We start from the raw sequence: 13,610 nt of genomic DNA on the forward strand, positions 1-13,610 counted from the left end.
GCCATGCCGAAACTGTCTCTCTTTGAAAAGCGCCGTCAGCGCGTTCGTTCGAAACTGCGTGCGCAGGTTGCCGGACGTCCCCGTTTGTCGGTGCACCGCACTGGCCGTCACATCTACGCCCAGGTCATTGACGACGCGAAAGGTGTTACGCTGGCTTCGGCTTCCACCAACGACAAGAGTGCCAAGGCAACGACTGGCGCGACTGCGGCTGCTGCAGCCGAAGTCGGCAAGCGCGTCGCTGAAGCTGCGAAGAAGGCCGGCGTCACCAGCGTCGTGTTCGATCGCGGCGGTTTCCTCTTCCATGGCCGCGTGAAGGCGCTGGCCGATGCTGCCCGTGAAGGCGGGCTGGAGTTCTGATGATGGCTGACGAAAACAACACAAGCGAAGAAGTCGTCGCCGTTGACGCAAGCGGTGCTGCACCCGAGGGTGAAGCACGCCGTGGCCGCGGTGGTCGTGGGCGCGGTGAAGGTGGTGGCCGTGGCCGCCGCGAAGACCGCAAGCCGCGCGAAGAAAAAGAAGATGATGGCACGATCGAAAAGCTCGTCCACATCAACCGCGTTTCGAAGACTGTAAAGGGCGGTAAGCGCTTCGGTTTTGCAGCACTCGTCGTTGTCGGCGATGGTCAGGGCCGTGTCGGCTTTGGTCATGGTAAGGCTCGCGAAGTGCCTGAAGCGATCAACAAGGCAACTGCCGCTGCCAAGAAGAAAATGGTCCGCGTTCCGTTGAAGGACGGCCGCACCCTGCACCATGATGGCACTGGCCGTTTTGGCGCTGGCAAGGTCTATGTCCGCTCGGCTCCTGCCGGTACCGGCATCATCGCCGGTGGTCCGATGCGCGCCGTGTTCGAAAGCCTTGGCGTTGCAGACGTGGTGACCAAGTCGATCGGTACATCGAACCCCTACAACATGATCCGCGCTACCTTTGCGGCTCTGGTCGATCAGACCAGCCCGAAATCGGTGGCGCAGCGTCGCGGCAAGAAAATCGCCGACCTTCTGGGTCGCGGTGGCAGCAAGACTGCCGAAGCCGACGCCGAAGCGATTGCGGAGTAAGCGATAATGGCAAAGATCAAAATCAAGCAGACCGGTTCGCCGATCCGCCGCCCCGCCGTTCAGCGCAAGACGCTGCAGGGCCTGGGCCTCGACAAGATGCACAAGGTGGTCGAACTGGAAGACACCCCCGAAGTGCGCGGCATGATCCGCACTGTGCGGCACATGGTTGAGGTTGTCGGCTAATAGATAGCCCCTCTCCCGCCTGCGGGAGAGGATTAGGAAGGCTTGCCAATTTGCTGGCTAGCTGGACTTGGAGGGGGTATATGCCCTCTCCGTTGCGACTAGGTGTTGCTTTACCAACCCTAGTCTCATTGCCTCTCCCGGTCGCGGGAGAGGGCGCGAAACAAAGCGAAAGCGAGTGCAAGACATGAAACTGAACGATATCCGTGATAATGAAGGCGCACGTCACCGCAAGATGCGGGTCGGGCGCGGCATCGGCTCTGGCAAGGGCAAGACCGCAGGACGCGGCCAAAAGGGTGCGAAATCGCGCTCGGGCGTGTCGATCAACGGCTTTGAAGGTGGTCAGATGCCCCTTCACATGCGCATTCCGAAGCGTGGCTTCAACAACATCTTCGCCAAGGATTACGCCGAAGTGAATCTGGGCATGATCCAGAAGTTCATCGACGCAAAGAAACTGGACGCTGGTGCAACCATCGACCATGCGGCCCTCAAGGCTGCCGGTCTCGCCCGTGGCGGCAAGGATGGCGTTCGCCTTCTTGCCAAGGGTTCGTTGACCGCGAAAGTGACGCTTTCGGTTGCCGGTGCATCGAAGGCAGCCATCGAAGCAGTCGAGAAAGCTGGCGGTAAGGTTGACGTGCTGGTCGTCAAGCCGGCAGCTGAAAAGGCCGCCGAGAAAAAGGGTAGCGCCAAAAAGGCAAAGTGACAAAGGCCGAAAGGCACTTGTCGAACCGGCCCCGCGGTCCAATATTGGCTTTCGGCCGATATGGGCCAGCGGGGCTTGTCGTTTCAGGATGAGCTGAAAAATTCGGGGTAGATTGCACGGGCGCTTATCGCTAGCGCAGCAATCGGGATTTAAGGGAAAGACACCTCATGGCATCGCGAGCCGACAAGCTGGCATCGAGCATCAATTTTTCCAACTTTGGAAAAGCAACCGATTTGAAGAACCGCATCTGGTTCACGATTGGCGCGCTGATCGTTTTCCGGCTTTTGAGCTTCGTGCCGCTGCCTGGTGTCGATCCGGTGGCGCAGGCCGCGCTTTATGCGAATAATGCGGCAGGCGGTGTCCTCGACATTTTCAATACCTTCTCGGGCGGTTCGCTTGAACGTATGAGCCTCATCGCGCTGGGCGTGATGCCCTATATCACCGCGTCTATCGTGGTGCAGCTTGCGGCTTCACTGTCGCCAACGCTCGCCGCGATCAAGAAAGAGGGTGAAAGCGGGCGCAAGAAGCTCAACCAATATACCCGCTATGGCACGGTGTTGCTGACTGCGGTGCAGGGTTATTTCCTTGCTGCGGGGCTTGAATCGCTCGCAGCTGCAAACGGCATTCGCGCGGTTGTCGAACCCGGTATGATGTTCCGTCTGGTCGCAACGATCAGCCTTATCGGTGGCACGCTGTTCCTGATGTGGCTGGGTGAGCAGATCACCAGCCGCGGTATCGGCAATGGTATTTCGCTGATCATCATGGCGGGCATCGTCGCCCAGATGCCGCGACTGATCGCCAACCTTCTCGAAGGCGGCCGCACCGGCTCGATCAGCGGCTATATCGTTGTGGGCTTCATCGCGATGTTCGTCGGACTGACGCTTTTGATCTGCTTTGTCGAAAGGGCGCAGCGGCGTGTGCTTGTGCAATATCCAAAACGCGCAACGCAGCGCGGGATGATGCAGGCCGACCGCAGCCACTTGCCGCTGAAGCTCAACACCGCAGGCGTTATCCCGCCGATATTCGCAAGCTCGCTGCTACTGCTGCCTGTCACGATCAGCCAGCTTGGCGGCAATCAGGTTGCCGGTGAAAGTGCGAGCGGCGATTTCATGATCCAGTTGCTGCAATGGTTGCAGCATGGCCAGCCCGTCTATCTGGCGCTGTATGGCCTTGGCATTGTCTTCTTCTGCTTCTTCTACACCGCGGTTGTGTTCAATCCGGAAGAAACTGCGGAAAATCTCAAAAAAGCTGGTGGCTTCATTCCGGGCATCCGCCCTGGCAAGAACACCCAGGATTATCTCGATTATGTGCTGACGCGCATTACCGTGCTGGGCGCTGCTTATTTGACGTTGGTCTGCCTTCTTCCTGATTTCATGATGGGGCAAACTGGGCAAACGCAGTTCTTCGTGCTTGGCGGCACCAGCCTGCTGATCCTGGTCAATGTGACGGTCGACACGATCGCACAGATCCAGGGTCATATGATGGCGCACCAATATGGCGATCTGTTGAAAAAAGCGAAATTGAAGGGCAATCGCGGGCGCTAAGTCGCCGCATCGCGGTGCCGGATTAAACGGGCGGGGAACAACAAGGTGGGCAAGACGCTGAACATCATCCTTCTGGGGCCTCCGGGCGCGGGCAAGGGAACGCAGGCAGGTCTGTTGGTTGACACACGCGGCATGGTGCAATTGTCGACCGGCGACATGTTGCGCGCTGCGGTCAAGGCGGGAACGCCGATTGGCCTGAAGGCAAAGGCCGTGATGGATGCAGGCGAACTGGTTTCGGACGAAATCGTCTCCGGCATCATCGGGGAGGCGCTCGATGCGCTGTCGGCCGACACCGGCGTGATCTTCGACGGCTATCCGCGCACTGAGGCGCAGGCCCATTCGCTTGACGAAATTCTTGAACAACGTGGCCGCACCCTTGATCATGTGATCGAACTGGTCGTCGATGAAGACGCGCTGGTCGAACGCATCGTTGGCCGTTTCACCTGCGCCAATTGCGGCGAAGGTTATCACGACCATTTCAAGAAGCCTGCGCAGGATGGCGTTTGCGACAAATGCGGATCGACCGAATTTAAGCGCCGTCCCGACGATAATGAAGAAACCGTGCGCACCCGCATGGGTGAGTATCGCGCCAAGACCGAGCCCATCCTGCCGATTTACGAGGCGCGCGGATTGGTCAGCAAAGTTGATGGCATGGCCGACATTGGTGACGTGACCACCGGCATTGCCGCCATTCTCGGTTGATTTTGTCGCAGCGTCCGCAATCGCGATTGCCGAGCTGAGGCTCGGTCGGCTAAAGGGGCGCATGAGCAAATATCTGTTATCGGGCGCCGCATTGTTGGCGCTCATCACGACCCCGGCGCAGGCCGAGGTCAAAACACTTACCGAACAGGGTTTTTCCACTCTCCACGCCGCCGACGTGCTCGGCACGCCTGATGATGTTTGGAAAAAGCTGATGTCGCCCAAGGATTGGTGGAACCCCGCGCACAGCTGGTCTGGTAGCGTTGAGGGTTTCTACATCGATCCGCAGGCCGGCGGCTGCTTTTGCGAACTGATCCAAGAAAAGGACGCAGACGGCAAGATCACGCCCAAGGGCAGCGTCGAACATATGCGGGTGCTTTTTGCCCAGCCGGGCAGGGTGCTGCGTATGTCGGGAGGGCTTGGTCCATTGCAGGCTGAGGCGGCAACCGGTACGCTGACCATCGCCATGGAACCGCTGAAAAGCGGCGGCGGTACGCGGATCAGCTTCTCTTATGTTGTTGGCGGCTATATGCGCTTCAAGACATCGGATATCGCACCAGCGGTCGATAATGTTCTGCGCGAACAGTTTGAACGGATGATCCGCCCATTGGGCAAGGTCATCGGGAATGAAAGCGCCGAACCCGCCAAAGTTGAAGACAAGGCAAAGGACGAAGCCGCGAAGGCCGAGGCGGCGGAGCAGCCGGCGCCCAAGCTTGATGTTGCGCGCCCCGATCTTGGCGCGATTGTCGAATCGATCGAAGTCGAAAAAAGCGGAAAGCCTGAAGCGGTAGAGCCTGATAGCCCGCCGCAGCCGGAATAATCCGGGCAATGTCCCGGCAGGATGTGGTGCGACCCGCGCAACGCAAGATGCGGGTGCGGAGTAAGACCGAGATTGGCTGGTGCGAACTAGTCGACCTTCCCGGATTGGACCTGCGTGAAATCCATGCCAAAATGGATACCGGGGCAGCGACCAGTTCTATCCATGCCACCGGCATCCGCGCCTTTGAACGCGAAGGCAGGGAATGGGTGGAATTCTGGTTTCGACCTTTTCCGGGGCAGAAGGCCCGCCGCTTTGAAGCGCCGGTGGTCGACCGGCGGCAGGTGCGCAGTTCGAATGGGGAACAGCAGTACCGTCATGTAATCGAAACGCAGATTTGCTTAGGCAAATATTGCTGGAAATCTCAGCTGACGCTGGCGAACCGCGCGTCGATGGCCTTTCCCGTCCTGATCGGACGGCGGGCATTGCGCCGCGGTCTCTTGCTGGTCAACAGCGGACGAAAATGGGTGCTAGGCAAGCCTGCACCATCGGAGGACAAATGAAAATCGCAATGCTCGCGCGCAATGCCGGGCTTTATTCACACCAGCGTCTTGCCGAAGCGGCTCGGGCGCGGGGCCATGATGTCGACATATTGAACACGCTGCGCGTGACGATGAACATCACATCACACCGGCCAGAGGCCTTTTACCAAGGTGAGAAGATCAAGCGCTATGATGCCGTTATCCCGCGCATCGGCGCGTCGGTGACATTTTATGGCCTGGCCGTGCTGCGCCAGTTCGAGATGATGAAGATCTGGCCGCTCAATGAAAGCGTCGCCATCGGCCGCAGCCGCGACAAGCTGCGGTCATTGCAGATCCTTGCGCGCAAGGGGCTGGGTCTGCCGGTGACCGCCTTCGCCCATGATCCGCGACAGACCGGCGAGGTGATCCAGATGGTCGGCGGCGCCCCTGTGGTGATCAAACTGCTTGAAGGAACGCAAGGCATCGGCGTCGTTCTTGCCGAAACAGAGAATAGTGCACGATCGGTGATTGAGGCGTTTCGCGGTGCGAATGTGAACATCTTGGTGCAGGAATTCATCAAGGAAGCCAATGGCAGCGATATCCGGGCCTTTGTTATCGGCAACAGGGTTGTTGCCGCAATGGAGCGGCAAGGCGCAGATGGCGACTTCCGGTCGAACCTGCATCGTGGCGGAAGCGCGAGCGCGATCAAGATCACGCCGGAGGAGCGCTCGACGGCGGTGCGCGCGGCACGGGCGCTGGGGCTGAATGTCGCAGGGGTTGATATGTTGCGATCAAACCATGGTCCGGTGATCATGGAAGTGAACAGTTCGCCCGGGCTGGAAGGGATTGAAAAAGCCACCAACAAGGATATTGCAACGAAGATTATCCAGTTCATCGAGGATAATGCCGTCGCCGGTAAGACCGGGACCAAGGGCAAGGGATAAGGCCGAGATCCGCGGCTTGACACCCTTTGCGACTCACATTAGAGGAACGTCATCCGTCACACTGGTAAAGCCAGCAGCGCTCTTGTGCGCGAGCTGGTTTTTTCTGCGTTGTCGGATCCATCACTTTCGCGTTGAGATAGGGTGGCCATTGGCGGCCCTGTGGAGCAAGGAGCAAGAAATTGGCACGTATTGCCGGGGTTAACCTACCGACCAACAAGCGCGTAATCATCGCGCTCACCTACATCCATGGCATTGGCCGCACCAAAGCGGTCGAAATTGCAAATACGCTGGGAATCGACCACGCTCGCCGGGTCCAGGATCTTTCGGACGCCGAAGTCCTGAAGATTCGTGAAACGATCGACGCCGGTTACACCGTCGAAGGCGATCTTCGTCGCAACACCGCGATGAACATCAAGCGCCTGATGGATCTCGCCTGCTATCGCGGCCTGCGCCATCGCAAGGGCCTTCCCGTCCGTGGCCAGCGCACGCATACCAATGCGCGCACTCGCAAGGGCAAGGCAAAGCCGATCGCCGGCAAGAAGAAGTAAGCGCGGTTTTACCGCAGCTTCTCCCAGATACAGACAGGATAGAGCAAAATGGCACGCGAACCTCAGCGCATCAAACGGCGCGAACGCAAGAACATTTCGGCGGGTGTTGCCCATGTCAACGCCAGCTTCAACAACACGATGATCACCATCACCGACGCCCAGGGCAATGCGATCAGCTGGTCCAGCGCCGGCATGATGGGCTTCAAGGGCAGCCGCAAGTCGACCCCTTATGCCGCGCAGGTCGCAGCAGAAGATGCCGGCAAGAAGGCAGCGGAGCATGGCGTTCGCACCCTCGAAGTCGAAGTCAAAGGTCCGGGTTCGGGCCGCGAAAGCGCGTTGCGCGCACTGCAGGCTGTTGGTTTCACCATCACCTCGATCCGCGACGTAACCCCGATCCCGCACAATGGTGTGCGTCCGTCGAAGCGCCGCCGCGTCTGAACCGTTTTAAGGGCGTGGGCGTTATCGCCCACATCCTTCTTTTTTCAGGCGGTCCGGTACGGTGCACCCAACTGGCCGGTCCCGCCCAACCTAGGGGAAATCCATGTCCGTCAACATGAAGAACTGGCAGGAACTGAAAAAGCCCATGGGCCTCGAAACGAAGCCCGTAGGCGACGGTCGCCGCAAGGCAACTTTCGTCGCCGAACCTTTGGAGCGCGGTTTTGGCCTGACGCTCGGCAACGCGCTGCGCCGCGTTCTGCTCTCCTCATTGCAGGGTGCGGCCATCACCTCGATCAAGATCGAGAATGTGCTGCACGAATTCAGCTCGCTCGCCGGCGTGCGTGAGGATGTCACCGACATCGTCCTCAACATCAAGCAGGTCGCGCTGCGCATGGAAGGCGAAGGCCCGAAGCGCATGCAGCTCTCGGCTACCGGCCCTGCCACTGTGAAGGCAGGTGACATTGCTGTCACTGGCGACATCCAGGTGATGAACCCGGATCTCGTGATCTGCCACCTCGACGATGGCGCGACGCTCAACATGGAAATCACGGCTGACACCGGCAAGGGTTATGTCCCTGCTGTTGCCAACCGTCCGGCTGACGCGCCGATCGGCCTGATCCCGGTGGACTCGCTCTATTCGCCGGTTCGCCAGGTCGCCTACAAGGTCGACAATGCGCGCATCGGTCAGGAGCTGGATTATGACAAGCTCAACCTGACGATCGAAACCGATGGCACCGTGACCCCGGAAGACGCTGTGGCTTATGCCGCACGCATCCTTCAGGATCAGTTGCAGGTGTTCGTCCACTTCGAAGAAGCCATGGCTGCAAGTTCGCCGATGATCGGCCTTGCCGCTGCACCTGCTTCGAGCGACGAATCGGATGCCAACCAGCTCAACCGTTACCTCCTCAAGAAGGTCGACGAGTTGGAACTGTCGGTCCGTTCGGCCAACTGCCTCAAGAACGACAACATCATCTATATCGGCGACCTCGTTCAGAAGAGCGAAGCCGAGATGCTGCGTACGCCGAATTTTGGCCGCAAGTCACTCAACGAAATCAAGGAAGTCCTCAGCTCGATGGGCCTGCGCCTCGGCATGGACATTCCTGGCTGGCCGCCCGAGAATATCGAGGAAATGGCCAAGAAGCTTGAGCAGGAACTGCTGGGCTGAACCTAATAAACCTCTCCCCTTCAGGGGAGAGGAAAAGGGCAACTGGCAGCGGCCCGAATTGCTGCCTGGACTGGGGTACCTTGCACGGCCCTCTTACGAACGAAGGAAAAGATCATGCGCCATAAGGTTGGCCAACGTAAACTGAACCGCACCGGCAGCCATCGCATTGCGATGCTGCGCAACATGGCGGCTTCGCTCATCAAGCATGAACAGATCACCACCGGCGTTGCCAAGGCGAAAGAACTTCGCCCCTATGTCGAAAAGCTGATCACGCTTGCAAAGAAGGGCGGCCTTTCCAACCGTCGCCTCGCGCACAGCCGCCTGATGGACGATGCGCAGCTTGCCAAGCTGTTTGATGTGCTTGCGACCCGCTATGCTGATCGCAACGGCGGTTACACCCGCATCATCAAGGCCGGTTACCGCGCCTCGGACGCATCGCCGATGGCGATCATCGAACTGGTTGATCGCGACACCAGCGCCAAGGGTCAGGACTCTGGCCCGGTTGAAGCGGATCTGGAAGAAGCGGCCTGATCGCTTTCTTCGACTGAAATGCAAAAGGGCGGTCCCGGCTGGGGCCGCCCTTTTTCGTTTGTTTATGGTGATCTCGGCAATTGCCCTATGACGACAGCCCGCATCGCCAAAAACCAGACCGCCCAAAAAAATAGGTAGATGGCCAGCATATGTTCATACCACGCATAGGCCGTTCCCAAATCGATCATCGACAATGCCATAAAGGCGATTGCGCATCCGCCCAATGTGATGCTGGCGGTGCTTGAACGAATAGGCCGGCACCTATCCCATGCAAAGAAGCGGTTATTGGGATTGTACCGACCTAACATCAGCCATGTGAAAAAAAGCAGAAAAGGAGCCACAATCATCCAAACTACGAGATTGCCGATTATAGGGATGCCAATTGAATCCCCGTCCGCGGGCAACCGGCCGGATATTCCCAGATTCCAGAAAAAAATGTGGATGATGATCGGTTGGGTGATCACCAGTGCCCAAGTGGAAAGCCATAAAGGTGTTGGCGTCTTCGGCATGCATTAAGTCTCCCGGCTGGCGTGGAACAATGTTGCCGAGAAGAACCACAGGCTCGACAGGATCAGAGTGAAGATGCCGCCGCGCATGTCTGCGCCCAGCACGCCGAAGCCGAAGCCGATGGCTGCCTGTGCCAAACCAGCAAGCAGCATGGCCCGTGCCAGTGCCGTGTTGCGAAAGCGGCCCAGAATTGCACCGCCCAATGCAATCAGCAACACGGCGATGAACAGCAGGTTGATCGGGTTATTCTCATTTCCGATCATGCCTATGGCGAGGTTTGACCAGACGACCACGAAGCCGGAAAAAGTCCCGAAAAAGGCACCGATGCGGTAGAACCAGTTTGATGATAGCCGCACGGCCAGTTCGACAAGGCCGCCGACGATGGAAAAGATAAGGCCTGCGACGATGAAATCGGTTTCGTCCCAATTGACCTCATCGGTGAATTGCATTGCTACCGCTGGAAGCAGGAGCAAACAGCCCAATCCCCCCCAGCCGATGATTCGCCCGGGGGAAGTGCCGGATTTTTTTGCGTCCAGATTCTGCTGTTGCATTGCTTTTGCCTCGATACATGAATGAAATAGCGGGCTAAGTCAGGACGGCATGCAAAGGCATGAGCAACTTGTGAGTAATTGGTGAAAAATGCAGGTTGAAGCTTATCGGTTCGGCGAATTCCGGCTTGATCCTGCCAACCGGACGGTCAGCCGTGCCGGCGAACAGATCGATCTCTCTGGACGTTATTTTGATGCGCTGGCTCTTTTGGTGGCCGAGCCGGGGCAGTTGATCGCCAAGGAACGTTTCTTTGATGAGGTCTGGCACGGGGTTCCGGTAACCGATGAAGCCTTGACCCAGTGCATCAAGGAACTGCGTAAAGCGCTGGGCGATAATGCCGGAAGTCCCGATTTCATCCAGACCGTTCCCAAATATGGCTATCGCTTTGTAGCCGTTGTCGAAAGGGCGTTCGACGCACCCCTTTTTGCAATCGCAACCGCGGGCAGATTAACGCCGTTGCAACGGTTTTTGGTGACGGGACTTGCGGGAATGGCAGGCGGCGCAGTCGCAGGCTTTGTCGGCGGTTTGATCTACGGTTTTGCCGCTGCTGCCAATGTTGCTGCCGGTAGCGCGGCTTTATCAAGTTTTGTGATTTTGTGGCTTCTGACATTGCTGCTCGCCACATTGGGCGGCGCAGGGGTGGGCTTTGGCATTGCCGCGGCACGGCATTTTGCCGGCAGCGGTTGGGCCAGCGATCTGGCAGGAGGTGCCTTGGGAGGAATAATCCTCGGCGGCTTGGCCCGCCTGTTGGGGCATGATGCCTTCATTTTGTTATTCGGATCGGCACCGACGCATTTTACCGGCGCCTTTGAAGGTGCACTTCTCGGCGCCGCGGCAGCGGTGGCGGTCCGTTTTTCGCAGTTACTGTCGTTCCGCCGCGGGCTGTTTCTCGCGCTGGTCATTGGTCAGCTTGCAGGTTTGGCAATCATTCTTGCTGGAGGACATCTTCTCAGCGGCAGTCTGACAGCATTGGCAAAGCAGTTTCCACAGGCTCGGCTGCGGCTGGATGGCATGGGTGCGCTTTTCGGGGAGGCCGGGCTTGGCCCTGTCACCCAAGCCGTGACGACAGCGGCGGAGGCCGGGCTGTTCTGCCTTGCGGTCGCTGCGGCTTTGACCCTTGCGGGCCGCCATTTCGCGTTGGTCGAAAATCGGCGTGATGCTCATCCAAAAGCATTGGCTTGATCCTCCTGACGCATTAGGCAGTCCTCCTGTTTGATTGCATCGAAGAGAGGTTGATGCCCCCATGCGTTTCACTTTGTTGCTTGGCGTTGCTGCCATGACCTTGGCGCCTGCCGCTTATGCCGGCGAAACCGCTGCGACACCCGCGGCGCAGCTGGCCTATCCGGGAACCCGCAAGGTTGATCTGGTAGAAGAACAGTTTGGTGTGAAGGTCGCTGACCCTTATCGCTGGCTGGAGGATGACGTCCGCAACAGCAAGGATGTCGCCGATTGGGTTGCCGCGCAAAAGGCCGTCGCGGATGGCTATCTGGATAGCATGCCGGGTAAGGAAGCGCTGGCTGCAAAGATGAAGGCACTGTTCAACTATGAACGGTACAGCCTGCCGGAAAAAGCGGGTGGCTATTATTTCTTTACGAAGAATGATGGGCTGCAGAACCAGTCGGTGCTCTATGTGCGCAAGGGGCTTAAGGGTGCCGACCGCATCCTGATCGACCCGAACACATGGGCCAAGGATGGGGCGACCGCGCTTGATGCCTGGGTGCCATCGCAGAATGGAAAGCTGCTTGCTTATTCGATCCAGGATGGCGGGTCGGACTGGCGGACGATCCGCGTGCTGGATGTTGCAACCGGCAAACCGGTTGGCGATGACATCAAATGGGCAAAGTTCACCAATATCGCCTGGGTCGGTAATGAAGGCTTCCTCTATTCGCGCTTTGCCGAACCAAAGGAGGGCCAAGCGTTCCAACAGCTGAATTTCAACCAGACGGTCTATTTCCACAAGATCGGCACGGCGCAGAGCGAGGATCAGCTGGTCTATGCGACGCCAGACCGAAAGGAGTTGGGGCATTCGGCGCAAGTAACGCAAGATGGGCGCTGGGTGCTGCTGACCAGTTCGTCGGGGACCGACGAGAAATATGAGCTCAACCTGATTCCGCTCGGCAAGAAACGCGAATGGAAGGCACAGTCGCTGGTCGCCGGGTTGGACTATGACTGGCAACTGGTCGAGGGCATTGGCGACACGCTCTATTTCGTCACCAACAAGGGCGCACCCAAGCTGAAAGTGGTCAAGGCCAACCTGAAATCGCGGGTGCTGAACCGCGTTGCATGCGAAGATATGTCCGATCCCAACAATGTTTGCATGGGTGAGGCATATGAATTTACCGATGTCATCCCCGAACGGGCCGAAACCCTCGCCAGTGCGCAGATTGTCGGTGACCGGCTGGTGCTGTCCTATCTGAAGGACGCGGCGTCGATGGCGCTGATGACCGACTTGAACGGCAAACCGGTGCAGCAGATCAGCCTCAACAGCATCGGCACAGCCTCAGGCTTTTCGGGCAAGCCGGGCGATTCCGAAACCTTCTACGCTTTTTCCAGCTTTAACCAGCCGGGGGCGATTTACCGTTTCGATTCGCGCACAGGCAAATCGACGCCCTTTGCGCTGCCTAAGCTCGCCTTCAAGCCAGAGGATGTTACGCTCACCCAAATATTCTATCCCAGCAAGGATGGTACAAAAATCCCGATGTTCATCGTCCACAAAAAGGGACTGGATATCAGCAAGGGCGCGCCGACCTTGCTCTATGCTTATGGCGGGTTTAACATCTCTTCGCTGCCGGGTTACAGCCCGACGCGGATGGCGTGGATCCAGTCGGGCGGCGTATTTGCGCTCGCCAATATCCGCGGCGGCGGCGAATATGGCAAACCGTGGCACGATGCCGGGCGACTGCTCAACAAGCAGAATGTCTTTGATGATTTCATCGCAGCAGGCGAATATCTGGTGCAGCAAGGCATCACCACCAAGGACAAGCTGGCGATCGAAGGCCGTTCCAATGGCGGGCTCTTGGTCGGCGCGGTCGTCAACCAGCGGCCTGATCTGTTCGCCGCCGGCCATGCCGCGGTAGGCGTGATGGACATGTTGCGTTTCGACCGTTTCACCGCGGGCCGTTACTGGGTCGACGATTATGGCTATCCAAATAAGGAAGCCGATTTCCGCAATCTTTTGACCTATTCGCCCTATCACAACATCAAGTCGGGCGTGAATTATCCGGCGGTGATCGTATCGACTGCTGACACCGATGACCGCGTGGTGCCGGGGCATAGCTTCAAATATACCGCAGCCTTGCAGGCAGCGGATACCGGCAGCAAGCCGAAAATCATCCGCATCGAAAGCCGGGCTGGTCATGGCAGCGGCAAGCCGACAGACAAGCTGATTGAGGAATATAGCGAAATTTACGCCTTCCTCGCAAAATGGACGGGGCTTGATTTGGCGGCCGATGATAAGGTGAAGGTCAACTGATTT

At 58.2% G+C, this 13,610-nt stretch carries 17 protein-coding genes; 15 read left to right on the forward strand and 2 right to left on the reverse strand.

All coding sequences use genetic code 11. The features are described from left to right. Positions 1–3: 3 nt before the first annotated feature. The 13 genes from rplR (at position 4) to rplQ (ending at position 9,079) form a co-directional block, all read left to right on the forward strand. Positions 4–357, forward strand: a complete 354-nt coding sequence (gene rplR / locus RSE16_06500; GenBank protein WRH77109.1) for a 50S ribosomal protein L18 — start codon at positions 4–6, stop codon at positions 355–357. A gap of 2 nt (positions 358–359) precedes the next feature. Continuing rightward, positions 360–1,049 carry a 30S ribosomal protein S5 gene (gene rpsE, locus RSE16_06505; protein WRH77313.1) on the forward strand — a complete coding sequence of 230 codons (690 nt, stop codon included), beginning with the start codon at positions 360–362 and terminating at the stop codon, positions 1,047–1,049. A gap of 6 nt (positions 1,050–1,055) precedes the next feature. Then, positions 1,056–1,232 (forward strand): 50S ribosomal protein L30, encoded by a 177-nt coding sequence (rpmD, locus tag RSE16_06510; protein WRH77110.1) that lies wholly within the window; start codon positions 1,056–1,058, stop codon positions 1,230–1,232. A 184-nt stretch (positions 1,233–1,416) separates the two neighbouring features. Next, on the forward strand, positions 1,417–1,932 hold the full coding sequence (gene rplO, locus RSE16_06515) for a 50S ribosomal protein L15 (protein WRH77111.1): 516 nt from the start codon (positions 1,417–1,419) through the stop codon (positions 1,930–1,932). 167 nt (positions 1,933–2,099) lie between these two features. Next, positions 2,100–3,476, forward strand: coding sequence for a preprotein translocase subunit SecY (gene secY, locus RSE16_06520; GenBank protein ID WRH77112.1), 1,377 nt, complete (start codon positions 2,100–2,102; stop codon positions 3,474–3,476). Between the two features lie 57 nt (positions 3,477–3,533). Next, the gene (locus RSE16_06525; protein ID WRH77314.1) at positions 3,534–4,178 is read left to right on the forward strand and encodes an adenylate kinase; all 645 of its coding nucleotides are present in this window, start codon (positions 3,534–3,536) and stop codon (positions 4,176–4,178) included. 61 nt (positions 4,179–4,239) lie between these two features. After that, positions 4,240–4,995 carry a hypothetical protein gene (locus tag RSE16_06530; protein ID WRH77113.1) on the forward strand — a complete coding sequence of 252 codons (756 nt, stop codon included), beginning with the start codon at positions 4,240–4,242 and terminating at the stop codon, positions 4,993–4,995. An 8-nt stretch (positions 4,996–5,003) separates the two neighbouring features. Then, positions 5,004–5,495: a RimK/LysX family protein gene (locus tag RSE16_06535; GenBank protein ID WRH77114.1), complete on the forward strand. Its 492-nt coding sequence runs from the start codon at positions 5,004–5,006 to the stop codon at positions 5,493–5,495. Further along, complete coding sequence (rimK, locus tag RSE16_06540) at positions 5,492–6,397, forward strand: 30S ribosomal protein S6--L-glutamate ligase (protein ID WRH77115.1); 906 nt, start codon at positions 5,492–5,494, stop codon at positions 6,395–6,397. The genes RSE16_06535 and rimK overlap by 4 nt, the downstream gene beginning before the upstream one ends. 179 nt (positions 6,398–6,576) lie before the next feature. Continuing rightward, positions 6,577–6,945, forward strand: coding sequence for a 30S ribosomal protein S13 (rpsM, locus tag RSE16_06545; protein ID WRH77116.1), 369 nt, complete (start codon positions 6,577–6,579; stop codon positions 6,943–6,945). 48 nt (positions 6,946–6,993) lie between these two features. Next, entirely contained in the window at positions 6,994–7,383 is a 390-nt protein-coding gene (gene rpsK / locus RSE16_06550; GenBank protein ID WRH77117.1) for a 30S ribosomal protein S11, read from the forward strand. 103 nt (positions 7,384–7,486) lie between these two features. Next, positions 7,487–8,548: a DNA-directed RNA polymerase subunit alpha gene (locus RSE16_06555; protein WRH77118.1), complete on the forward strand. Its 1,062-nt coding sequence runs from the start codon at positions 7,487–7,489 to the stop codon at positions 8,546–8,548. 114 nt (positions 8,549–8,662) lie between these two features. Then, positions 8,663–9,079, forward strand: coding sequence for a 50S ribosomal protein L17 (gene rplQ, locus RSE16_06560; GenBank protein WRH77119.1), 417 nt, complete (start codon positions 8,663–8,665; stop codon positions 9,077–9,079). Between the two features lie 62 nt (positions 9,080–9,141). Here rplQ and RSE16_06565 read toward each other — a convergent pair whose 3' ends face one another. Then, positions 9,142–9,588 (reverse strand): hypothetical protein, encoded by a 447-nt coding sequence (locus RSE16_06565; protein ID WRH77120.1) that lies wholly within the window; start codon positions 9,586–9,588, stop codon positions 9,142–9,144. 3 nt (positions 9,589–9,591) lie between these two features. Then, positions 9,592–10,035 (reverse strand): hypothetical protein, encoded by a 444-nt coding sequence (locus RSE16_06570; GenBank protein WRH77121.1) that lies wholly within the window; start codon positions 10,033–10,035, stop codon positions 9,592–9,594. Between the two features lie 190 nt (positions 10,036–10,225). On the opposite strand from RSE16_06570, the gene RSE16_06575 reads away from it, so the two are divergent. Together RSE16_06575 and RSE16_06580 are read left to right on the forward strand one after the other, a co-directional pair. Continuing rightward, complete coding sequence (locus tag RSE16_06575) at positions 10,226–11,317, forward strand: transcriptional regulator (protein ID WRH77122.1); 1,092 nt, start codon at positions 10,226–10,228, stop codon at positions 11,315–11,317. 61 nt (positions 11,318–11,378) lie between these two features. Then, positions 11,379–13,607: a prolyl oligopeptidase family serine peptidase gene (locus RSE16_06580; protein ID WRH77123.1), complete on the forward strand. Its 2,229-nt coding sequence runs from the start codon at positions 11,379–11,381 to the stop codon at positions 13,605–13,607. Positions 13,608–13,610: the final 3 nt, after the last annotated feature.

This window comes from Sphingobium sp. (genome assembly GCA_035196065.1).
Classification (GTDB): Bacteria; Pseudomonadota; Alphaproteobacteria; order Sphingomonadales; family Sphingomonadaceae; genus Sphingorhabdus_B; species Sphingorhabdus_B rara.

Bases quoted from the DNA above. Each gene is read 5' to 3' on its own strand.
- secY (WRH77112.1), top strand. From the start codon at position 2,100: ATGGCATCGCGAGCCGACAAGCTGGCATCGAGCATCAATTTTTCCAAC.
- RSE16_06580 (WRH77123.1), top strand. From the start codon at position 11,379: ATGCGTTTCACTTTGTTGCTTGGCGTTGCTGCCATGACCTTGGCGCCT.
- RSE16_06555 (WRH77118.1), top strand. From the start codon at position 7,487: ATGTCCGTCAACATGAAGAACTGGCAGGAACTGAAAAAGCCCATGGGC.
- rpmD (WRH77110.1), top strand. From the start codon at position 1,056: ATGGCAAAGATCAAAATCAAGCAGACCGGTTCGCCGATCCGCCGCCCC.
- RSE16_06575 (WRH77122.1), top strand. From the start codon at position 10,226: ATGCAGGTTGAAGCTTATCGGTTCGGCGAATTCCGGCTTGATCCTGCC.
- RSE16_06530 (WRH77113.1), top strand. From the start codon at position 4,240: ATGAGCAAATATCTGTTATCGGGCGCCGCATTGTTGGCGCTCATCACG.
- RSE16_06535 (WRH77114.1), top strand. From the start codon at position 5,004: ATGTCCCGGCAGGATGTGGTGCGACCCGCGCAACGCAAGATGCGGGTG.
- RSE16_06565 (WRH77120.1), bottom strand. From the start codon at position 9,588: ATGCCGAAGACGCCAACACCTTTATGGCTTTCCACTTGGGCACTGGTG.
- rimK (WRH77115.1), top strand. From the start codon at position 5,492: ATGAAAATCGCAATGCTCGCGCGCAATGCCGGGCTTTATTCACACCAG.
- rpsK (WRH77117.1), top strand. From the start codon at position 6,994: ATGGCACGCGAACCTCAGCGCATCAAACGGCGCGAACGCAAGAACATT.
- rpsE (WRH77313.1), top strand. From the start codon at position 360: ATGGCTGACGAAAACAACACAAGCGAAGAAGTCGTCGCCGTTGACGCA.
- rplQ (WRH77119.1), top strand. From the start codon at position 8,663: ATGCGCCATAAGGTTGGCCAACGTAAACTGAACCGCACCGGCAGCCAT.
- rplR (WRH77109.1), top strand. From the start codon at position 4: ATGCCGAAACTGTCTCTCTTTGAAAAGCGCCGTCAGCGCGTTCGTTCG.
- rplO (WRH77111.1), top strand. From the start codon at position 1,417: ATGAAACTGAACGATATCCGTGATAATGAAGGCGCACGTCACCGCAAG.
- RSE16_06570 (WRH77121.1), bottom strand. From the start codon at position 10,035: ATGCAATTCACCGATGAGGTCAATTGGGACGAAACCGATTTCATCGTC.